This window comes from Microbispora triticiradicis, from assembly GCF_005864065.1.
GTDB lineage: Bacteria > Actinomycetota > Actinomycetes > Streptosporangiales > Streptosporangiaceae > Microbispora > Microbispora triticiradicis.
The window spans coordinates 52,080-70,775 of sequence record NZ_VANP01000024.1; the positions used below are offsets into that span (position 1 = coordinate 52,080).

An 18,696-nucleotide genomic window follows, 5' to 3' on the forward strand; every position below is an offset into this window, starting at 1 on the left:
GTCGCGGCGAGCGTCACCACGCCTCGCGGACCGCCTCGACGCAGGAGGCGCCGATGGCGAGCGCGACGATCTCAAGCCGCTTCGGATGCTCGTCGTGCCCCGTGCGCAGGTGGTCGGCCAGCCGCCAGCCGACGATCATCCGCGAGAAGGCGTCGATCACCAGCGCCGCGTACACGAATCCTGCCGTGGTGGGGATGTAGGTCAGGTCGGCGACCCACAGCCGGTTCGGGGCGGGAGCGGTGAAGTCGCGTTTGACCAGGTCGGCTGGCCGTTCGGTGAGGGCGTCGGCGATCGTGGTCCGCGTCTTGTGGTCGCCGCGGACCGCACCGGCCAAGCCCAGGCGCTTCATCAGCCGGGCCACGGTGCACCGGGCCACGCGGGTGCCGCGCCGGTTGAGTTCCTTCCACATCTTGCGCACGCCATACACCTCGAAGTTGTCGTTCCACACCGTGGTGATCTCGGCCATGAGCTGGGCATCGCGCACCGCCCTCACGGACGGCGGGCGGGACTTGGCCGCGTAGTACGTCGACGTCGCGACCGGCAACACCTGGCAGATCGGCTCGACGCCGAAGGTGGCGCGGTGGGCGTCGATGAAGGCGACTACCTGGGCGGCCGTGGGTCGAGTTCGGCCGCGAAAAAAGCGGCCTTAGACCTTGAGGATCTCGTTAGCGCGGCGCAACTCGCGCACCTCGCGCTCCAACTCGGCGATCCGCTGGGCATCGGCGGTCGAGGTGCCCGGCCGCTGCCCCTCGTCGATCTCGGCCTGGCGCACCCACCCGCGCAATGCCTCGCGGTGAACGCCGAGCTGGCCGGCCACCCGGGCGATCGCGCCGGGGGCACCGCCGGTCTGCCGGCGGACCTCAAACACCATCCGGACCGCGCGCTCACGAAGCTCTTGGGGGTACTTCCTCGGGGCTGGCATCGTGTCGTGATTCTCCCTTCCGCCAGCAGATGATGCTGGCTTCAGGGCCTCCACGAAAGTCGGAGTGGTTCAGTACCCGGCGTCGACCTGGCAGCCGGAGGCTTGAAAGCGACAAGATCATAGCTTGCCCGTGAAGGTGTGGGTGTTGTTGCACAGGCGGGTGCCCGGAAGGCAGCGCCGAGCCTTGATCACTACCGTGTCGGCGCCCTGCCGGGCGGCAACGGAGAAGGCGAACTCTCTGCTGCCCTTCTTCCGGCCCGCCTCCACGCGGCCGCCGGTGCCGCCGACCCCCTTGCCCGCTTTGGAGAAGCTGACCTCGACGACCGCCGTCCACAGATCCCACTTGATGTCGTTCACAGTGCCCGAGGCGGCGGCGTAGCCGTCACCACACACTTGCCACACGTATTTGACATCACCGTGCTTGGTGGTGAGCCATCCCCCGCCCCCGGAGCAGCTCCGCGCGGCGGCTGTCGCCGGGGCGGGAGCCAGCGCGGTGAGAGCGACGGCGGCGGCGACGAGTGTCTTTAATCCGGAGATCTTTCGCATGATCGGCAGTCTAGGAAAACCGCTTGCAACCCACTTTCAGGCGCGCATCCGGCCACGATGCCGGTGCCGGAGGACCTGCCCAACGCCAACCGCGCTACATCTGCGACTGAATCCCGGTACAAACGATCTTCTCAAACATGCACTAAGGCGCGGGCGCGATTGGTGCCCCTCTGTGGTCTCTGAGCGCACCTGCTGTCGTACTACGACGACTGAGCTTTTTTATCCTGAGTAGCGGTCGTCTTCGACGGCTTGCAGGACAAGGACGGCCTGCACGATCCGGGTGGCGCGGTGGGGACAGCAGCGGAGCTTTGACAGCAGCTTCCACGCTTTGAGGGTCGCGATGGGCGTTCGCCGAGGGCTCGGATACGTGCGTGGGCGCGGTTGACATCGTTTTCCCGTGTGACAGCCGGTGGCGCGCTTGAACGGGGTGCGGATCGCGCCTCCCGCGCCTTGGTAGCCCTTGTCGGCGAAGGTCGTGACGCCGTTGGCGGTCGGTCGGGGCGTTGATTAGGCCCACGGTGCGGGCTGCGGTCAGGTCATGCACGGCCCCGGGCAGAGCCGGAGAGGCCCACACCAGGCGGCCGGCGGGGTCGGCGAGGACCTGGACGTTCACTCCGTGGCGCTTGTGCTTGCCCGAGTAGTAGGGCTTCTGGTCGGCGACCCGGTCGATCGGGATGAGCGTGCCGTCGAGGATGGCGTAGGCCAGCCGGGCGGCCCGGAGCGCGGCAGCCTGGACGTCGTCGGCCAGGGCGGCGAGCAGGTCGACCGACTCGCGCACGTACCGCCAGGCGGTGGTGGTCCCGATGGCGAAGCCGGCGGCCAAGCGGGCGTAGGTGTCCCCGTTCCGCAGGTGAGCCAGTACCAGCAGTGCCTGCTGTCCTGGCTTGAGGCGCCGCCACCGGCTGCGGCGTCTGGCGCGGCGGGCGCGGATGAGCTCGGCAAGACGGGCAAGGGTACGGTTCGACAGGGGAATCGCGGCAGGGTAAGAGAACATCGAGGCTTCCGGTTGAGGCATCGGATCTTGGTCGACTGCTGTCTTACCGGGAGCCGCACCTCACCCCTAACTGGCCCGGTGAAGTCGCCTCGATTGCACTTTTGCCAGTGGAACCAGTTCGGGTAGATCGAGTAGGGCTCGATTTTTGCTGAGACCATGCGGTCAGAGTTTGGCGGCGGATTCGTCAGGTCGTCGCAGCGAAGCCTTGCCTGGAAAGCTGGGTCGGTCATCCCGGACAAGCGACTGCAGCAGCTTGTCGACCACTTCGACCGTTACCGGCTGCGTAACGAGGACTTCGAGTTCCCCGACCTGCTCGGCGCCGCGTATGAGTATTTGATCGGCCAGTTCGCCGACTCGGCCGGCAAGAAGGGCGGGGAGTTCTACACCCCGCGTGAGGTCGTCCGGATGATGGTCCGCCTGGTCAGGCTTGGCCACGGCATGCGCGTCTACGACCCGTGCTCCGGCTCGGGCGGCATGCTCATCCACGCGAAGGAGTACGTCGAGGAGCACGGCCAGGACCACCGCGACCTGAGCCTCTACGGCCAGGAGTACAACGGCCCCGCCTGACAGTCGCAGACGGTGTCGGTGACGCTTGAACGGGGTGCGGGCGCTCAAGAACGCCATCGACCACCTGTACGCGGAGTGGACGGCCGGGTTCGTCTCGTACGGCGTCGTGGGCGGCTCCCGCGCGGTCGAGCAACTGCGGCTCGTCTGCGGGGCATTGCAGATGGCCGATGTGACCCCGCAGATCACACTGCCGCTGCTGACCGAGTTCGAGGATTACACCGTCTTCAAGCCGGGCGCCCACAGCGTCAGGGCCCTGGACACGCTGCTGGACCATGTCGTCGCCTGGAGCGCCGCCCTCGCGCCGCTGCGCGCCGCTTCCCCGGCGGCCACCGTCGCCGCGACCTGACATTTCGCGGTGCTGTCCGGTCGTACCAGTGAGAAGCCGAATTCCGCACCGAATCAGAGGGACGAGTAGCGATGTCTACGCGACGCGAGGAAGACGAAGCCGAGATCCGGCAGCGGATCGCCAGGATCGTCGAAGGAATCCGGGCCAAGGATCTCGAAGGCCTGAGGCGGCTGTACGCGGCGGACGTCGTGTCCTTCGACGTCGAGCCGCCGCTGCAGCACGTGGGGGTGGACGCGAAACTGAAGAACTGGGTGAACGTGTTCACGTTCTTCCAGGAGGTGGATTACGAGGTGCGCGACCTGACGATCACCGTGGGCGACACGGTGGCGTTCGGACACTGCTTCGGCCGGCTCAGCGGCACGCTGAAGAACGGGACGGCGACGAGCGGCATGTGGGTCCGGGGAACTTTCTGCTTCCGGAAGTTCGACGGCGAATGGTTGATCGCGCACGACCAGGTTTCCGTGCCGCTCGACATGTCGAGCGGCAGAGGGGTGACCGACCTCGAGCCCTGACGCGGGCCGCGCGGCCGTCCGATGTCGAGAACGGCCCTCGCCGATCACCCGCCGATGCCGCGGTAGGTCCACATCTCGGCGAGCAGGCCGTCCTGTACGCGGATGAGCCAGACCAGCGGGGCGCCGTCCGCGTCCTGGCCGCGGCCGGCGTTCCCGACGACCGCCACCAGGTCGCCCTCCCCGAGGACGGCGTCGATCCGGAAGCGGAGGTCCGGCTGCGCGCCGCGGATCCGCCCGACCGCCTCCCGCACGCCCTTCGGCCCGGCCACCTCGGGGCGCGCGTGATCGACCCAGCCCGGGCTCAGGATCTCCTCGGCCGCCGAGGCGTCGCCGGTGTTCCACATGTCGAAGTAGCGCGTCGCGAGCCGTCGCGGCGACCGCGACTCGTCGTCGTTCACGGCGGTCATCTCACATCCGGTGTGCACGGGCGACTGGAACAGCGGGAAAGCAGGCCGGGGGGCGGTGCAGCCGGTCAGGAGGGGGTGGAGCCGGAGGTCCGGGCGCGCAGGGGAACGCCGACGAGGCTCGCGCTTAGAGCGCCTAACGGGGCAGCGGGAAGATCCGGCCGAGTATTAGCGCTAAGGGCTGAGTGGCAGGTCACGATCGACACAGCCACGTTGACACAGCCACGTAAGTGTTCGCGCCACGGCGATGCGTGGAAACCCCCGCCCCTTCCGCGCCAAGTTGGGGTGCCACCGGAATACGGCAGAAACGGGCCGCGAGCTGAGGTAGTTGCTGGTCAGCGTCGATCGCGGCGATGTTCGCAGCGGTCGCGGAGTTGCGCGTAGAGCGTTTCTGCGCCGAGGTGGATCATCACCATCATCTGCACGGTGGGCTCCCGGCGGCCGGTCGCAGGGAGTGTTCATTCCAACGTCTGTTCCAGCAGGCACTGGGCCAGGCGCCGGACGGCAGTGCGCAGTTCGTGCGGCGACAAGATCGTGAACGGGAAGCCGAGCCCGGCGAGCATGGCGGCCATGCCGTCCAGGGACTCGGCACGCGTCCGCAGGAGGACTCCGTCCGGTGTTTCGGTGAGTGTGGCCACCGACGGCGGGATGCGGCGGGCCGCCTCGGCTAGGGGAACGTGCAGAATGACCTCGACAATGTGCGCATACGGTACTTGGGCCAGCGACGCGGTGACCTGCCGCACCGGGTCGGACTCCTCGGGGATCTCATAGGAAGCCGTTCCTGGGACGACGGAGGAGATCCGGTCGACGCGGAAGGTGCGGATCTCGCCGGACCGGTGGTCGTGGCCGGTCACGTACCAGCGGCCGGAGTGGAAGACCAGGCCGTGGCCGTCCAGTTCGCGTTCGGTCTGGGAGCCTTTCCAGGAGCGGTAGCGCAGTGTGACCCGGCGGCGGTCGCGGATCGCGGCGGCCAGGGTCAGCACGGCCCGGCTCGCGGGCGTTGGCGCCGCACGTTCGGCGAGAGTGAAGTCCAAGGTCTCCTCCAGTGCGCCGACCTGTTCTCGCAGCATGGCTGGCAGCACCCGCCGGATCTTGGCCAGGGCGGCTTCGGTAGCCTCGGCGGCAAGGCCCAGGCGGCGTCCGGCGAGCAGGCCGAGAACCACGGCGGTGGCCTCGTCGTCGGTGAGCATCAGCGGTGGCAGCTTGTAGCCGGGCATCAGCTGGTAGCCGCCGTAGCGGCCGCGCTCGGCGGCGACCGGGATGCCCAGTTCGGCGAGTCGGGCGGCGTAACGCCGGACGGTCCGCTCGTCCACACCGAGCCTCTGCGCCAGGTCGCGGCCGCCCAGCCCGTGGTGCGCCTGGAGCAGTTCGAGCATCGCCAGCATCCGGGTCGCCGGATATGACACAAGTCACCCACTTAATCCGGGCGGATTCTGTCCGCTATCGGCTTTAGCGTAGCGACATCGGCTCACTGAAAGGACGATGAGATGGCGAACTATGTGCTGGTTCCCGGCTTTTGGCTCGGCGCCTGGGCTTGGGACCAGGTGGCGCAGAAGCTGCGCGCCGCCGGACACCAGGTGCGGGCGGTCACTTTGACGGGGCTGGCGGAGAGGTCTGGGGAGCTGTCGCCGGAGGTCGGCGTGGAGACCCATGTCCTCGACATCCTCGCGGCAATGGACGGATGGGAGGAGGTTGTCCTGGTCGGGCACAGCGGGGCGAGTGTCCCGGTAACCGCGGTCGCCGACCGGCATCCCGAGCGGCTCAGCCGGGTCGTCTACGTTGACACCGCGCCGCTGCCGTCCGGTGTGGCGGTGATCGACTTCAATGACGAGGACACCCAGAAAGCCTGGCGCGCTCAGGTCGGGGACGGTTATGCACTCGACGCACCCTTCTTCGACCAGGGGGAGGGGAGGTTCGCGGGACTGACCGAGGAGCATTGGGCGCAGATCCGCGCGAAGGCGACGCCGCAGCCGTGGGGCGCGGTCACCCAGTCGGTTCAGCGGCCGCAGCAGATCCCGGCGACGCCGAAGACCATGGTCGCCTCGACGATGCCGGTGGCGGTGATCCGCGAGCTGATCGCTTCGGAGAACCCGGCGTTCGCCCCGCTCGGCACACCCGAATGGACCTTTGTCGAACTGCCGACCGGCCACTGGCCGATGTTCTCGCGACCGGCGGATCTCGCCGCGTTGCTCTGACGACCTCGGGGTGCCGTTAACCAACGTGTCGTGGGCCGCCAAACCTGGAGACGCAGTTCGATCTCCAGGACGAGATCGAACAGGCATGCGGGCGGCGGGACTTCCCAGCGGTCGAGGCGGCACCCCGACGCTCGGCGGCCCGGTGCCGCGCTGGCCTTCCGAACGGGCCCGGCCGGCGTCGACCCCGGCGGCGATCTCGGCCAGGAGCTGCTTGTAGTGGCCGGTCAGCTCAGCCGCCTCGGTCGGCAGCCCGGCCTCGGTTCTCCTGCGCGTTCGCCGCAGCACCGGCGCTCTCGTAGCCGGTCTGCTGCTCTGCGGGGATCAGGGCCTCGCGGACGCCGTCCAGGACGTCGCCAAACACGCCAGGAGCCCTTCGGACTCAGCGCGGTGCACCTCCTGCAGTGTCTCCAGCTGGTCGCGGCCCTTCGTGTGGATCGCCGTCATCCACTTGCAGAACATCGTCACCACGTCATCGCGGACCCCGGTCCGCACAGTGTGCAACAGGCTGACGATCAGCGTGAACCGCTTGTCCTCATCCAGCACCTTACGCAGATCGGCGACGTTGGTCACCCGCGCCTCGCCCGCGAAGTGCGCGATCTTCTCCGACGGGACGCTCTCCAGCCACGCCTGCGTTGGACCGAGCGCGTCCAGGTCCCGCAGGAACGCCAGGCGGCCCTTGAACTTGCCCAAGGAGGCGGCGGTAGGCCTTCAGTCACACCAGCAACGCCAGCAGATACAGATCATCCTGCGTCTTGCCGCGCGCCCGCTCCACCTCGCCAATGGACGGAGTGAACACCTCTGTCAGCTCCCGCGCCGACACTGCCCGGGTGAACCTCGGGTAGGCCGTCCGATCGATCGACGCCACCCGAACCCCCGGAAACCGTCACCAACCAGCGCGAACGCCAAGATTTCAGCGACCGGCGATCAGGCTCGCGGCCCGTTTCTGCCGTATTCCGGTGGCACCCGTACTCCGCCCGCGGCTGGCGATGGGCCCATTCTGTCCGGCCGGGTTGCCGGGCCGAAGGGCCGAAGGGCCGGAGCACGGAGCGGTCAGTGGGAGTCCGGTCTGGGGATATGGATGCCGGCGGAGCGGAGCTTGGCCTCGATGAGCGCGACCCCCTGGGCTGCGGCCGATCCCTGCTCCTCGCCGTGGAGGGCGATCAGCTTGTACCGGGTCGCGGCTTCGGTGTGGGCTTGCAGACCGGTCACGATCTTCAGGTGTGCGGGGTTGGCGAGGAAGTGGTCGGTCATGTCGGTGGCGAGCTCGGCGATGCGCGGGTCGTCCGGTTCCCATGCCGCGGCTTCGGCGCCGCGCTTGATCAAGGCGACGAACCGGGTGTCTTCGAGGGCGTGCTCGACATGGGTGAGGTAGTCGTCGAAGCCCTCGGGGACCAGTGCCCTGGCCAGCACCCAACCTTCCCTGGCGGCTGCCACCTCCGCCGCGGGGAAGCCGAGGCCGGACAGCCGCTCCAGCAGCGCCACCGCCCGGTCGGGCAGCAGGGCCCGGTCGCCGTCGGCGAGCCTGCGCAGCGTGTCACGCCGCGCGATCAACTCCTCGATCCGGTCGGTGAGCTGCAGCTCGACGTCGGCGAGCGCGGCGGCGAACAGCGTGGGGTCGGCGTCGAGCAGGGGTCCGATGTCGGCCAGCGGCACCCCGGCGGCGGCCAGCGTCCGGACCTGCACCAGCTGTAACAACTCGGCCGATCCGTACCTGCGGTAGCCGGAGCTGTCGCGTTCCGGCTCCGTCACCAGACCAAGCTTGTGGTAGTGCCGCACCGTCTTCACCGTGACGCCGACGAACGCCGCCGCCTGCCCGATCGTGACTCCGTTCATCTGCACAATCCTGCCTTGTGCTCGAGCTCGGCGACCGAGCAGACCACCGCCGAGCATGTGGACGGGCCACGCCGAGCTGGTCGGGCTCGGTGTGGCTCCGGTTCGCGTTCTGCCTGATGCACGGCCGGAAGAGGGCGCCTCTTGAGGCGTGCGGGTCACAGGTGTGCTCAGCCCGTCGGCTGAGCGGGATCGGCCTGCCCACCGCCGAACACCTCGCTGAGGAGCCTCTGCTGGGCCTTCTGGAACGCTGCTGCGATGGACAGATCGGCGTCGTCCACGCAGTTCAGCGCGGCGGTCAGCGTCTTGCAGCCGTCGAGGCTGCTGTACATCAGCGCCGCGTGGCCCACGGCGGCGCCGTTGTGGGAGATGACGGTGCCGCCGTCGTCCGTGGTCAGCACGAACACTCCCAGGCCGTAGTCCATGTCCGGGATGCCCGTCGGGCGCGGGGTGCACATCTCGGCCAGCAGCGGGGCCGGCAGGAGCTTGCCGCCCAGCAGTGCGGAGATGAAGGTGTGCAGGTCCTGGGTGGTCGAGATCATGTCACCGCCGGTGGAGATCCAGGAGGGGTTCTGGCGGGTGATGTCGATCGTCTTCTGCTCGCCCGCGTCCTCGTACCGGTAGTAGGCGTGGGCGTGCGGCTTAGGGATCTCCGGCGAGGCGTCCGGCACCACGGTGCCCGACAGCCCGAGCGGCCCGAGAATCAGCCGCTGCATCTCCTCGGCGTAGGTGCGGCCGCTGACCTTCTCGATCAGCAACCGGGCCAGCACGTAGTTGGTGTTGGAATAGCTCCAGCCCGCCCCCGGCTCGAACCGCGCCGGCTTCGACAACGCCAGCTCCACCAGCTCCTGCGGCCGGTAGGCCTTGAACCGGTTGTCCACCCACTCCTGGCCCGTGGTGCCGTAGGGGATGGCGATCCCCGGCACGACCGTCCCGTCGTCGTAGACCTCGCCGCTGAAGTTGAACACCCCGCTGGTGTGCTGCAACAGCATCCGCACCGTGATCCGCTCGTCCAGCCCAAACTCGGGCAGATAGTCCGCCGCCGGGGTGTCCAGCCCGACCTTGCCCTCGGCCACCAGTCGCAGCACCAGGGCCGCGGTGAAGGTCTTGGTGTTGCTGCCGATCCGGACATGTCCGTTGATCGGCGGCTTGGCGGTCCCGCCCAGCTCGGCCGCCCCGGCACTGCCGGCCCACTCGCCCCGCTCATCGTGCACGCGCAGCGACACCCCGACGAAACCGGACTCGACGATCTCCTCGATCGCCTTCTGCAGCTCCGGGCGATCCTGCCCGGCCGCGGCTTCCGGCGGCACGGCCCCACCGGCCGCAGCGGTCACCCTGGCGGCGTCGAGGGCTCCGGTGATCTTGCGGACCATCTCGGCCGCGGCGGGGCTCGGCTGGCCCTGGTGCATCTGGGCGGTTTCGACAGCGACGAGGACGGTGCGGCGGAAGTTGCCGGCCTCGGCCGGATCCTGCTGCTTCAGCAGGTTCATGGCCGCGGTCAGGGCTGGCAGCACGCGGTCGGCGATCTCGGCCACGGACGTGCCGGCCAGGTCCTTGCCCTTGGGGTAGTCGGCGAGCACGTGCCCAATCAGGCCGGTGGCCGAGCCCAGCGCGATGCTGCCGTTTGTGGCGATCTTGCGAGGGTTGCCGGCGGCACCGGCGGCGGCCATCAGCGACACGGCGCCGTACGCAGCAATCCGCAGAGTGCTCTTGTCCTGGTCGGAAAGGGTGATCGTCATGGTGGGTGGTCCTTCGCATCCGTTATGTCCGGGTCGGTGTCGACCCGCTGCGCTGAGCTTCCACCCTGACCTCAGGTCAACCTCAACCGTGATCTAGCTCACAGCCACTTCGGCGACTTGAGACAGCTTCGGAAACAGGACGCCATCTCCATCGGAGCGACAGTCGCATCGGTACGGATCCGGGCCAGGACCCGCGTTTCGCAGGCGGCGTGCTCGCGGTGCGGGACGGTCTCCCAGCGCGTGCACAGCAGCTATGAGCGGCGGGTGTGTGACACGGCGGTCGGCGGCCAGGAGGCATGGGGTTACGGCGGCCGTCAGCCGCGGGGTGGGGCCCGTTTGGCAGGGGCGCGGACTGTCAGCCGTTGTGGGCGGCGGGTGTCTGCTCGACGAGGGTGGCGGTGGCGCGGTCGAGGAACTCACAGAACAGCCTGTGCTCCTCGGGGGTGAACCGGCCGGTCAGGGCGCGTTCGAGCACGATGACTTCCTGGTAGGCCCGGTCGAGCAGGTCACGGCCGTCCGGGGTGAGGGTGGCGATCAGGACTTTGGCGTGCACGGGGGACGGCTGCCGGTCGATGAGCCCTTTGTTCTGCATCCCGGTCAGGACGGTGGCCATGCTCTGCTGGGTGACCCCGCACGCGCGGGCCAGTTGAGCACCGGACATGCCGTCCTCCCGCGACAGGGTGAGCAGCACCGTGTACTGGGTCATGGTCAGCCCATAGCCGCGCAGCACCCCTTCGTGGTGGGCCATGAGCGCCTGCTCGGCGCGGCGAATGCGGGTGCACACGTACTCCTCGATGGGCACCTCAGACATGTCACAGCTCCCTAAGTTGACACAGGATCCTGATACTGCTTGAGTCTTATGTATCAGGATACTGAGTCGACACAGAAGGTTGTGTGCCATGAAGGCTGCTGTTCTGGGCACCGACGACCGGCTCCGGATCTCGGAGTTGGCCGAGCCCGTGGCCGGGCCCGGTGAGGTCGCGATCAGGGTCGCCTACGCGGGGGTGCAGTACGGCGACGTGCTGGCGCGTGCGGGGCACTTCCCGATTCCGCGCCCGTTCGTGCCCGGGTTCGAGGCGGCGGGTGAGATCGTCGCGGTTGGTGAGGGCGTCGACGAGGCCCGTATCGGCGAGCAGGTGACCGCGCTGGTGGGCGGTGGCGGTTACGCCGAGGTCGTCATCGCACCGGCGGTGCTGGCGATCAACGCCGCCGGGGTCGGAATCCGTGAGGCCGCCGCGTTCGGATGGGTCGCACCGACCGCCTACGACCTGATCAATACCGTCGCCGGGGTGTCACTCGGGGACAGCGTGCTGATCCACGCCGCCGCCGGCGGCGTCGGCTCCCTGGCCGGGCAGTTCGCCGCCGCCGCGGGTGCGGAACGGATCGTCGGCGTGGTCGGCGACGCCGGCCGGGTCGATTACGCCCGCCGGTTCGGCTACCACGAGGTGCTGGTACGCGAGGAGTTCCCCGATGCCCTCGGCGATGAGACGTTCGACGTGATCCTCGACCCGATCGGCGGCGCCGCGCGGGTCGCGAACCTGTCCCGGTTGGCACCGCACGGCCGGATCGTGGTCTACGGCAACATCGCCTCCTTCGAGCCGGTCACCGTGTCGGCCGACGACCTGCTGATGCAGGGCCAGTCGCTGATGACCTACAACAGCAACCTGGCCGGCCGGACCCGCCCGCAGAAGCTGGCCGACAGCGCCGCTCTCGCCATGGCGCTGGTGGCGGGCGGGTCGGTGCGCCTCGATGTCACCGCCGAATACACCCTCGCCGACGTCGGGAACGCGATAGCGGACCTGGCCGGCGGAGTGACCCGAGGCAAGAGCATCGTCCGCGTCGGCTGAATCCCGATCGCCGATCCGGCGTGACCTTCCAGGAGGCGCAGGATGTGTCACCGCTGGTCGGACGCGTGGGCGTGCAGGGCGGCGATGAACCAGGTGAGGGGCGGGGTCAGGTCGTCCGGAGGCGGCCAGCCGTTGACGACGGCGAGGAGCCGGAAGTACGTCTGACGACGCGAATCGTTCGCGGTCTCCAGCAGGGTCAGCAGGCGGCGCCGGCGGCCGCCGCGGTGGTCGACGAAACCGGCATGGACGCGTAGCAATAGCTGGCGGGCTTCGGCGCGGGAGCAATAGGACAAAGAGTAGGCAAGCCGCGTGCGCCGTGCGAGCTTTGACCTGCCGTAACGTGTATTTCCCTTTCTGTGATCGCATACGTCGCTGCGTCACAGAAAGGTAGACCATGGCGCAACTCAAGCGGACCGGTGCGATCGGTGCCGTCACCATCGACGACGGCTTGACGGTGCAGGTCGAGCACTCGCTGCGGGAGATGTCGTCCGGCGACGACGAGATCGACACGATGATCGTGATCGGCGGCAACGGGGTCTTCGACCCGACGGTGTCCGCCGAGGTGGTCCGGGAGCTTCCGGCACTCGCTCGGCGGTCGCGCCGCGTGACCTCGGTCTGCGCGGGCTCACTGCTCCTGGCCGCGGCCGGGCTGCTCGACGGCTACCGTGCGACGACACATTGGTCGTCGCACGGCTGCTCGCCGAGCGTTTCCCGCGCGTGCTCGTCGAACCGGACCGGATCTATGAGCGCGACTGGAGCCGGTGGGCCTCGGCGGGGGTTACCGCCGGCATCGATCTCGTGCTGGCGCTGGTCGAGGACGACCACGGCACCGAGGTGGCGCAGTTGATTGCCCGCTGGTTCGTCGTCTTCACCTGAAGACCCGGGGGCCAGGCACAGTTCAGTACCCAACTGCTTGCGCAGCCCGCACGGACCCCAGCAATCCGGTCTGTACAGCAACGGCTGCCCGACCATCCGGGAGAAGACCTGAGCGTGGCCGTGCTGGCACGGCGGGCGGGGATGAGCGCGGAGCTTCGCCCGTGCCTTCCGCGCCGAAACCGGCAGTACCCCGGGTGCCTTCGTGGAAGGCCTGCGTGTCGAGGGGGCCCGCCGCCTGCTGGAGACGACGGACCTAACCATCGGCACCATCGCCAGGATGGTCGGGTACAAACACGGCGAGACGCTGCACCGGGTCTTCGCCCGGCACCTGACCACCACCCCAGAGCGATACCGGCAACACTTCTCGACCAGCGCCGCAACGTGACCGTCGCCACCAATCAGAACTCCCGGCGGCTCTTCTGTGGCCGCCGCAGCGACCTGCATGACCAACAATGCGATCGAGCGGCAACTCCGCACTCATCGCCACAGGTGCCGTCGGTCGGCCACGGTATCTATCCGAGCCCGGCATGTGTCTTTTCACATGCCGGGTGAGGGCGTACCGGTTTTGTCGGGACCGGCCAGTACCTTCCGGATCATGAATGACCGTTCCCCCTACGGCGAAGCCGTGTGGGCGCATGCGGTCCGTGACGGCCCGGAACTCCTACAGCTCCGGCCAGCCACCAGTGCTGGGCAAGCGAGCAGGGCCGCCACGGCGTCGCACGCCTGCGGGTGCCGGGCCACCAGTGCGGCGACCGGCTCGCTCAGCACGGCGGCCGGGCGGGCCCGCTCCGCCGGTACGGCCGGCCGTTCCCACGGCGGCGTCCACCCATCCAGCTCGGCGAGGTTACCGGGGAAGGTGCGGCCCGCCTCCCGGACGAGCACCGGCACCAGCTCCTGCGCGTGCCTGCGCAGCGTCGTGATCAGCGTCGGCAGGGCCGGATACGCGCACTACTGCACGCTGCTGCCCACCGCCTTCGCCGACGACGACACCGGCCTACGGCAGGTCGGCGCCATGCTCGGCTTCCTGTTCACGCTGGAGAGCCTCGCGCTGTCGCTGGGCTGCGACCGGGCCCAGCTCGAACTCGCCATACGGCAGTCGCACCCGGAGGCCCCCGCCAAAGTCGCCCTGCTGTGGGCGGCCAAGACGCAGCTGGGCCTGCTGCCGCGGGACGAGTTGCGCGCCAGGTGTGATGAACTGCTGGCCAGCCCGCTCGTCGTCACCGCCTTCCCGCTCTACCTGAGCGGGTTCGTCCAGGCGCTCGAACCGGTCCCGGCCCTCGCCGCCGTCGGCGACTTCGCCGCCGATTCCCTTTCCGCCAACCCCTGGGAACGGCCAAGCTCTACGCCGATGCCTGAACCGCGCCGGGTTTTGTGGAGACTCGGCTACTTGGTTTGTGCCGCGGTGAGTGCGGCCTGTTGGTGACGGTAGTAGATCGCTTCGTACTCTGCGGGCGGGACGTCGCCGCAAGCGGTGTGCAGCCGGCGGTGGTTGTACCAGTCGAGGTACTCCAGGGTGGCCAGTTCGACGTCGTCCACGCCTTTCCAGGGGCCGTAGCGGCGGATTAGCTCCGCTTTGAACAGCCCGTTGAAGGACTCGGCCAGGGCGTTGTCGTAGGAGTCGCCGCGGCTGCCGACGGAGGCGACCGCCCCGGCGTCGGCCAGGCGCTCGGTGTAGCGAATCGCCAGATATTGCACCCCGCGGTCGGAGTGATGAACCAGCTGCGACAGGTCCGCACCGCTGTCGTGGCTGCGCCGCCAGATGGCCATCTCCAGCGCGTCCAACGCCAGGTCGGTACGCAAGTGGGTGGCGACCTGCCACCCGACGACCATCCGGGAGTACACGTCGATGACGAAGGCCGCGTATACCCATCCTGACCAGGTGCGGACATAGGTCAGGTCGGCAACCCACAACCGGTTCGGAGCCGGCGCGCAGAACTCGCGCCCGACCAGGTCGGCCGGCCGCTCGGCCTGGTCGGCGGGAATCGTGGTGCGGCGAGCCTTGCCGCGGACCAGCCCGGTGATGCCCAGCTCACCCATCAGCCGCTGCTTTTGCCCAAACTCATATGGAGAAGAGTCAGGCGGCGGCCGCCGGCCAGGGCTGCGGTGGTACCTCGCTGCTCGGGGCGGCCTTGACCTTGGTGACCGTCGCGGTGGCGAAGCGGAGGGAGGGCCCAGTCTCGTCGACGTCGAGTTCGTGGGACGGTGCGCTTGTCGCCGGGTTCGTTCTCGTAGGTGCGCTGGCGCAGGCGGCCTTGGACGATGACGCGGGTGCCGCGGTGGAGGGATTCGGCGACGTGCTCGCCGAGTTCGCGCCAGGCGGTGCAGGTGAGGAAGAGGCTGGCGCCGTCCTTCCGCTCCCCCGTCTGGCGGTCCTGGTAGCGGGGTGTGGAGGCGATGCGGAATCTTACGACGGCGTGGCCTGCCGCGGTGAAGCGGAATTGTGGGTCGTCGACGAGGTTGCCGACGATGGTAATGGTGATCTCGTTGGCCATCGGAGCTTCTCCGTTCCCAGGGGTTGATGGCGGGGGTTGATGGCGGGTCGCGGGGACTCGCGCCCCCGCGCCGGGGTCTGGCCCGCTAGACCTTCCGGCTGGCGACGGTGGGCCAGGCGGTGGGCCTCGATGGCCCGGCTGATGCAGTCGTGGCAGATCCAGCTGTGGTCGGTGCAGCGGAACAGCTGCTCGATCTGGGTCGTGTGGCCGCAGGTGCTCAGGTCGGTCGGGCCGAGGGGGTGTCGAGGGTGAGGGTCATGTCCTGCTCCCTTGTGCCGGGACCCGTGCTTGGGCCGTGCGGTGTTCTGGTGAGGGAGGACTCGCAGGCGTGAACACGAATTTGGCCTCGGCAATCGCCCCGGCGTCCGCCACGGACCCCCGGCCTCCGTGATCGTCCGCGCCCGGCGCGGCGACGTACCCCTCCGGCGTGATCGTCTAGACCGCGACCCGTCCTGGATCCGGATCGCCGGCCAAAACGGGCCGATGCTCTGCCCGCCTCCGCCGCCCGAATGCGCGGTAGGCATCCCGGTTGAGCTCGGCCAACTCCCGGCGCAGGCGGACGGCCTCCTCACTGCATCAAGAACCCGCCGGAAGGACGGGAACCACCTCCACAAACGGGTTCGGCCGTGAACCCTCGACGCTGATTTATTGGCCGCCCCGGCCGAGGCGCTCTGTATCCTCTAGCTGAGCCGGGAGAGGAGTTGACCATGACGGCGCAACCCCACGAGCCGGGGCACGGGCGAACCCCCGAGGAGATCCGTGCGTCGCTCCGTAACGACCGCAGCCCACGCGCCATTCGCGCAGCTCTTCCCGTTGAAGATCTGGATGCCTTCGACCGGCAGTACCGCGAAGCCCTCCGGAAAGCCGGTGACGACCTGGACCTGGCTCCGCTGCACGAGTGTGTCGAGAGCTGGTGGCGGCACGCCGTACTCAAAGCCGATCGGGTCGAGTACGCCCGCATGATCGACCGGGCCGAGGAGATTCAACGTCGCGCCGACCTCGGGGAACCGACCGGCGGCGTCCTCTGGGACGAAGCGTTCGAGGCGAGGCTCCGAAGCAGAGCGCAAAAGGGACAATAGGTGTACAAGGTTGACCTCGACCCTGGTGCACGACAGCAGGTCGAGGCCCTGCCGACAGAGGCAATCAACCCGTTCCTCGAACTCCGGGCGCTGTTGGAGACTCATCCCTGGAGTGGCCAGCGCCTGAATCCGGACAACCCGAAGGCCAACATGCTCACCCACGCCTTCGGTCGCTGCGGCTTGGCCGTATACCTCGTCCTCGACGAGCAGCGTGAGGTCCACATCCTGCGAATCGACTGGCTGGGCTGAACCCTTAGGCAGAATGCGGCTGAAGGGCCAGCGGGGCGAGGGAGGCGATCGGCAGGAGCCTTCTCTCATCGCAGATAGTGAGTGATTATCTGCGATAGCGTCGATGCCGTCCTGGGAGAACGCCCCGCCGCGGCGGGGGCGACTCCCCCTGCTTATCTGCGATAGCCCTCAGGGGGTGCTCGTGGGGTCGGTCCACCGCCTGCAGCCGTCGGCCGCGCCACCGCTGGGCGCGGCGGCCGGCGCGTTCCTCGCCCAGGTGCCCAACCCCAACACCGCCCGCGCCTACGGCATCGCGCTGCGCGCCCTGGCCGCCGAGCTCGGCGAGCGCGCCCCGCTGGCCGAACTCGAGGGCGAGGCCGGCGCCGACCACCTCGCCACGTGGTTCGCCGCGCGGTGGGGCGGCGCCGCGGCGGCGACCTTCAACGCCCGGCTGGACGCGCTGAGCTCGGCCTGCACCTGGTGGGTGGCGCAGGGCTGACTGGCCGGGGACCCGCTGCGGCGCATCCGCCGCCGCTCGCGCACCCCCGACCGCACCCGGGCGCTGGCCCGCGCGGAGGTGGAGGCGCTGCTGACCCGCCCCAAGCTCGGGCTGCGCGAGCGGACGCTGGGGCGGCTGCTGTATGAGTCCGCGGCCCGCGCCGAGGAGGTCCTCGCCCTGGACGTGGCCGACCTCGATCCGCGCAACCGCCGGGCCCGGGTGCGGCGCAAGGGCGGCGCGGTCGACACGTCATCGTCTGGCGCACCGCCACCGCCCGGCTGCTGCCCCGCCTGCTGGCCGGCCGCGGCACCGGGCCGGTCTTCCTCACCGGCCGCCACGCCCGCGTCGTGCTGCCGCCCGCCGACCTCGACCTGGCCTCGGGGCGGGCCCGCCTGTCCTACCGCCGAGCCGCCGAGTGCTTCGAGACCGCCACCGCCGAACTTGCGGGCGGGCCGTGGACGCTGCACCAGCTGCGCCATTCGGCGCTGACGCACGCCGCGGAAGACGGCGCCAACACCTCCACGCTGCTGGCCTACTCCGGGCACACCTCGGTCGCCTCGCTGGCCCGCTACGCCCGTGTCTCCCCCGAGGCGCTGGCCCGCTGGCAAGAGGGCCGGGATCCTGCCGCACACCGGCGCTGAATCAGCCGACGTGATGGCCCGGCCCTGTGCCCCTGCGAGGGGATCGGGTGTCAGCGGCGCAGCAGGAGGCGCAGCACCCGCAGTGCCCGGGTCCGGCGGCCGGGGTCGGCGGAGAACACATAGACCACGGCGAGGATGGCGAGGATAACCAGCAGCAGGGCGCCGATGGTGCCGACGGCGGTCGGCTGAGACAGGATCGTCATGGGGGTGCGTCCCCTTGCCATAGGTGGAGTGCGCCCCGCGGGGTGGCGTGGTACCGGCGACGGTTGCGACGGGCCTGTACCCGCCACCCTGTTCACCTGTGTCGATGGCAGGTGCCGGGGCGGCGCCGACGGAGGATTTCGCGGCGTGAGTCCAGGCTGCAGGACACAGAAGGCCCGTTGACGTTCTCGCCCGATCTTTGACACAACGGGATGAAGTCGTACAGCACCTGACGGATGCTGACGGCCGCTGACACCACCGAGCTGCGGCGTTTACGATTCCTGACGCACTCTGCCCCGCCGGTGAGAGGGCGTGGTGGCTGCGAGGATCAGTTCACCCGAAACGGCTTTACGTTTTCCGACGGTCTGGGATGCTCGATCCCACCATGCCCGACACCTCATCGCCCGCATCGACTCAGGACGCCCTGGCCACCCTCCGCGACCGGTTGCAGGAGCTGTATCGCCACCGCGGCAAGCCCAGCTACCGCAAACTGGCCGACCTCGCCAACAACGCAGTCAGCCACACCACCGCCCACGCGGTGATCCGCTGCCAAAAATGTGGCTGACAGCCGACGAGGAAGCCAGCCACAGGGAGCCGCGCCGACGCCGGCCCTGTCAGGGGGCGCTGCTCTCCTGGGGCTCGCGAGCGCTGGTGACGACCGAAGCCGCCTCCGGGCGATCGGCACGTGTCGTCAGATGTTCGCGGCCTTCGGCGCGAACGGTTCAGATGTTGGTCGACCGGCCGCCTCGGCCGGCGCCCACCTGTGCCTCCGCTGTCC

23 protein-coding genes, 6 pseudogenes and 1 other annotated feature are annotated in these 18,696 nt (G+C 69.1%); of the genes and pseudogenes, 14 read left to right on the forward strand and 15 right to left on the reverse strand.

The window, feature by feature from the left end:
* Window positions 1-13: 13 nt before the first annotated feature.
* From FED44_RS34455 to FED44_RS34470, 4 genes and pseudogenes are all read right to left on the reverse strand, one after another.
* Window positions 14-601: pseudogene (locus FED44_RS34455) on the reverse strand (IS3 family transposase); the annotation flags it as partial.
* Window positions 530-643 (reverse strand) — a sequence feature (AL1L pseudoknot). Its footprint overlaps the pseudogene before it by 72 nt.
* Before the next feature lie 3 nt (window positions 644-646).
* On the reverse strand, window positions 647-922 hold the full coding sequence (locus FED44_RS34460) for a transposase (protein ID WP_111701256.1): 276 nt from the start codon (window positions 920-922) through the stop codon (window positions 647-649).
* Between the two features lie 117 nt (window positions 923-1,039).
* Entirely contained in the window at window positions 1,040-1,468 is a 429-nt protein-coding gene (locus FED44_RS34465; protein WP_133306026.1) for a hypothetical protein, read from the reverse strand.
* A 219-nt stretch (window positions 1,469-1,687) separates the two neighbouring features.
* Window positions 1,688-2,462: pseudogene (locus FED44_RS34470) on the reverse strand (transposase family protein).
* A gap of 156 nt (window positions 2,463-2,618) precedes the next feature.
* Between FED44_RS34470 and FED44_RS34475 the strand changes: the two are divergent.
* From FED44_RS34475 to FED44_RS34485, 3 genes are all read left to right on the forward strand, one after another.
* The gene (locus FED44_RS34475) at window positions 2,619-3,029 is read left to right on the forward strand and encodes an HsdM family class I SAM-dependent methyltransferase (RefSeq protein ID WP_138463286.1); all 411 of its coding nucleotides are present in this window, start codon (window positions 2,619-2,621) and stop codon (window positions 3,027-3,029) included.
* A 34-nt stretch (window positions 3,030-3,063) separates the two neighbouring features.
* Window positions 3,064-3,375: an NADPH-dependent FMN reductase gene (locus tag FED44_RS34480; RefSeq protein WP_341868642.1), complete on the forward strand. Its 312-nt coding sequence runs from the start codon at window positions 3,064-3,066 to the stop codon at window positions 3,373-3,375.
* A gap of 71 nt (window positions 3,376-3,446) precedes the next feature.
* Window positions 3,447-3,887: a YybH family protein gene (locus FED44_RS34485; protein ID WP_111701253.1), complete on the forward strand. Its 441-nt coding sequence runs from the start codon at window positions 3,447-3,449 to the stop codon at window positions 3,885-3,887.
* A gap of 44 nt (window positions 3,888-3,931) precedes the next feature.
* Here the strand turns inward: FED44_RS34485 and FED44_RS34490 are convergent, their stop codons facing one another.
* Window positions 3,932-4,294 carry an ester cyclase gene (locus tag FED44_RS34490; RefSeq protein ID WP_111701252.1) on the reverse strand — a complete coding sequence of 121 codons (363 nt, stop codon included), beginning with the start codon at window positions 4,292-4,294 and terminating at the stop codon, window positions 3,932-3,934.
* A 455-nt stretch (window positions 4,295-4,749) separates the two neighbouring features.
* Window positions 4,750-5,697, reverse strand: coding sequence for a helix-turn-helix transcriptional regulator (locus FED44_RS34495; RefSeq protein ID WP_111701251.1), 948 nt, complete (start codon window positions 5,695-5,697; stop codon window positions 4,750-4,752).
* Window positions 5,698-5,778: 81 nt separating this feature from the next.
* Here FED44_RS34495 and FED44_RS34500 point away from each other — a divergent pair, with 81 nt between their 5' ends.
* Window positions 5,779-6,486, forward strand: coding sequence for an alpha/beta fold hydrolase (locus FED44_RS34500; protein ID WP_111701250.1), 708 nt, complete (start codon window positions 5,779-5,781; stop codon window positions 6,484-6,486).
* Between the two features lie 321 nt (window positions 6,487-6,807).
* Here the strand turns inward: FED44_RS34500 and FED44_RS34505 are convergent, their stop codons facing one another.
* The 5 genes from FED44_RS34505 to FED44_RS34520 form a co-directional block, all read right to left on the reverse strand.
* A complete protein-coding gene (locus FED44_RS34505) occupies window positions 6,808-7,176 on the reverse strand; it encodes a hypothetical protein (protein ID WP_138463287.1) in 369 nt (122 codons plus the stop codon).
* Between the two features lie 22 nt (window positions 7,177-7,198).
* Complete coding sequence (locus FED44_RS36180) at window positions 7,199-7,351, reverse strand: hypothetical protein (RefSeq protein ID WP_165900721.1); 153 nt, start codon at window positions 7,349-7,351, stop codon at window positions 7,199-7,201.
* A gap of 185 nt (window positions 7,352-7,536) precedes the next feature.
* Window positions 7,537-8,319 (reverse strand): MerR family transcriptional regulator, encoded by a 783-nt coding sequence (locus FED44_RS34510; protein WP_111701248.1) that lies wholly within the window; start codon window positions 8,317-8,319, stop codon window positions 7,537-7,539.
* Between the two features lie 167 nt (window positions 8,320-8,486).
* Window positions 8,487-10,055: a serine hydrolase domain-containing protein gene (locus FED44_RS34515; RefSeq protein WP_244302513.1), complete on the reverse strand. Its 1,569-nt coding sequence runs from the start codon at window positions 10,053-10,055 to the stop codon at window positions 8,487-8,489.
* 355 nt (window positions 10,056-10,410) lie between these two features.
* Entirely contained in the window at window positions 10,411-10,866 is a 456-nt protein-coding gene (locus FED44_RS34520; RefSeq protein WP_111701247.1) for a MarR family winged helix-turn-helix transcriptional regulator, read from the reverse strand.
* Window positions 10,867-10,954: 88 nt separating this feature from the next.
* Between FED44_RS34520 and FED44_RS34525 the strand changes: the two genes are divergently transcribed.
* Window positions 10,955-11,902: a quinone oxidoreductase family protein gene (locus tag FED44_RS34525; protein WP_111701246.1), complete on the forward strand. Its 948-nt coding sequence runs from the start codon at window positions 10,955-10,957 to the stop codon at window positions 11,900-11,902.
* Between the two features lie 47 nt (window positions 11,903-11,949).
* On the opposite strand, the gene FED44_RS34530 is transcribed toward FED44_RS34525, so the two are convergent.
* The gene (locus FED44_RS34530; RefSeq protein ID WP_111701245.1) at window positions 11,950-12,159 is read right to left on the reverse strand and encodes a hypothetical protein; all 210 of its coding nucleotides are present in this window, start codon (window positions 12,157-12,159) and stop codon (window positions 11,950-11,952) included.
* 224 nt (window positions 12,160-12,383) lie between these two features.
* Between FED44_RS34530 and FED44_RS38600 the strand changes: the two are divergent.
* From FED44_RS38600 to FED44_RS38345, 4 genes and pseudogenes are all read left to right on the forward strand, one after another.
* Window positions 12,384-12,527 (forward strand): annotated as a pseudogene (locus FED44_RS38600) (GlxA family transcriptional regulator); the annotation flags it as partial.
* A gap of 53 nt (window positions 12,528-12,580) precedes the next feature.
* Window positions 12,581-12,778: a type 1 glutamine amidotransferase family protein gene (locus FED44_RS37895; protein ID WP_244302515.1), complete on the forward strand. Its 198-nt coding sequence runs from the start codon at window positions 12,581-12,583 to the stop codon at window positions 12,776-12,778.
* A gap of 160 nt (window positions 12,779-12,938) precedes the next feature.
* Window positions 12,939-13,163, forward strand: a pseudogene (locus FED44_RS34540) (helix-turn-helix domain-containing protein); the annotation flags it as partial.
* 210 nt (window positions 13,164-13,373) lie between these two features.
* Entirely contained in the window at window positions 13,374-14,201 is an 828-nt protein-coding gene (locus FED44_RS38345) for a hypothetical protein (RefSeq protein WP_316246884.1), read from the forward strand.
* On the opposite strand, the pseudogene FED44_RS34550 reads toward FED44_RS38345, so the two are convergent.
* Both FED44_RS34550 and FED44_RS34555 read right to left on the reverse strand, forming a co-directional pair.
* Window positions 14,162-14,824, reverse strand: a pseudogene (locus tag FED44_RS34550) (IS3 family transposase); the annotation flags it as partial. The gene FED44_RS38345 and the pseudogene FED44_RS34550 overlap by 40 nt on opposite strands.
* A gap of 82 nt (window positions 14,825-14,906) precedes the next feature.
* Window positions 14,907-15,270 (reverse strand): annotated as a pseudogene (locus tag FED44_RS34555) (single-stranded DNA-binding protein); the annotation flags it as partial.
* 707 nt (window positions 15,271-15,977) lie between these two features.
* Here FED44_RS34555 and FED44_RS34560 point away from each other — a divergent pair.
* The 4 genes from FED44_RS34560 (at window position 15,978) to FED44_RS36860 (ending at window position 17,717) form a co-directional block, all read left to right on the forward strand.
* Complete coding sequence (locus tag FED44_RS34560) at window positions 15,978-16,349, forward strand: DUF6247 family protein (protein ID WP_111701241.1); 372 nt, start codon at window positions 15,978-15,980, stop codon at window positions 16,347-16,349.
* Entirely contained in the window at window positions 16,350-16,598 is a 249-nt protein-coding gene (locus FED44_RS34565; RefSeq protein WP_111701240.1) for a hypothetical protein, read from the forward strand.
* Between the two features lie 175 nt (window positions 16,599-16,773).
* The gene (locus FED44_RS36855) at window positions 16,774-17,076 is read left to right on the forward strand and encodes a hypothetical protein (RefSeq protein ID WP_208759328.1); all 303 of its coding nucleotides are present in this window, start codon (window positions 16,774-16,776) and stop codon (window positions 17,074-17,076) included.
* Between the two features lie 347 nt (window positions 17,077-17,423).
* Window positions 17,424-17,717: a tyrosine-type recombinase/integrase gene (locus FED44_RS36860; protein WP_208759329.1), complete on the forward strand. Its 294-nt coding sequence runs from the start codon at window positions 17,424-17,426 to the stop codon at window positions 17,715-17,717.
* A 50-nt stretch (window positions 17,718-17,767) separates the two neighbouring features.
* Here the strand turns inward: FED44_RS36860 and FED44_RS36185 are convergent, their stop codons facing one another.
* Window positions 17,768-17,920, reverse strand: a complete 153-nt coding sequence (locus FED44_RS36185) for a hypothetical protein (RefSeq protein ID WP_167521667.1) — start codon at window positions 17,918-17,920, stop codon at window positions 17,768-17,770.
* Between the two features lie 368 nt (window positions 17,921-18,288).
* Between FED44_RS36185 and FED44_RS34575 the strand changes: the two genes are divergently transcribed.
* Window positions 18,289-18,483, forward strand: a complete 195-nt coding sequence (locus FED44_RS34575) for a hypothetical protein (RefSeq protein ID WP_111701239.1) — start codon at window positions 18,289-18,291, stop codon at window positions 18,481-18,483.
* Window positions 18,484-18,696: the final 213 nt, after the last annotated feature.

Coding starts and splice junctions, on each gene's coding strand:
- FED44_RS34460 (WP_111701256.1), bottom strand. CDS start 922: ATGCCAGCCCCGAGGAAGTACCCCCAAGAGCTTCGTGAGCGCGCGGTC.
- FED44_RS34465 (WP_133306026.1), bottom strand. CDS start 1,468: ATGCGAAAGATCTCCGGATTAAAGACACTCGTCGCCGCCGCCGTCGCT.
- FED44_RS34475 (WP_138463286.1), top strand. CDS start 2,619: ATGCGGTCAGAGTTTGGCGGCGGATTCGTCAGGTCGTCGCAGCGAAGC.
- FED44_RS34485 (WP_111701253.1), top strand. CDS start 3,447: ATGTCTACGCGACGCGAGGAAGACGAAGCCGAGATCCGGCAGCGGATC.
- FED44_RS34490 (WP_111701252.1), bottom strand. CDS start 4,294: ATGACCGCCGTGAACGACGACGAGTCGCGGTCGCCGCGACGGCTCGCG.
- FED44_RS34500 (WP_111701250.1), top strand. CDS start 5,779: ATGGCGAACTATGTGCTGGTTCCCGGCTTTTGGCTCGGCGCCTGGGCT.
- FED44_RS34510 (WP_111701248.1), bottom strand. CDS start 8,319: ATGAACGGAGTCACGATCGGGCAGGCGGCGGCGTTCGTCGGCGTCACG.
- FED44_RS34515 (WP_244302513.1), bottom strand. CDS start 10,055: ATGACGATCACCCTTTCCGACCAGGACAAGAGCACTCTGCGGATTGCT.
- FED44_RS34520 (WP_111701247.1), bottom strand. CDS start 10,866: ATGTCTGAGGTGCCCATCGAGGAGTACGTGTGCACCCGCATTCGCCGC.
- FED44_RS34525 (WP_111701246.1), top strand. CDS start 10,955: ATGAAGGCTGCTGTTCTGGGCACCGACGACCGGCTCCGGATCTCGGAG.
- FED44_RS38345 (WP_316246884.1), top strand. CDS start 13,374: ATGAATGACCGTTCCCCCTACGGCGAAGCCGTGTGGGCGCATGCGGTC.
- FED44_RS34560 (WP_111701241.1), top strand. CDS start 15,978: ATGACGGCGCAACCCCACGAGCCGGGGCACGGGCGAACCCCCGAGGAG.
- FED44_RS36185 (WP_167521667.1), bottom strand. CDS start 17,920: ATGACGATCCTGTCTCAGCCGACCGCCGTCGGCACCATCGGCGCCCTG.
- FED44_RS34575 (WP_111701239.1), top strand. CDS start 18,289: ATGCTCGATCCCACCATGCCCGACACCTCATCGCCCGCATCGACTCAG.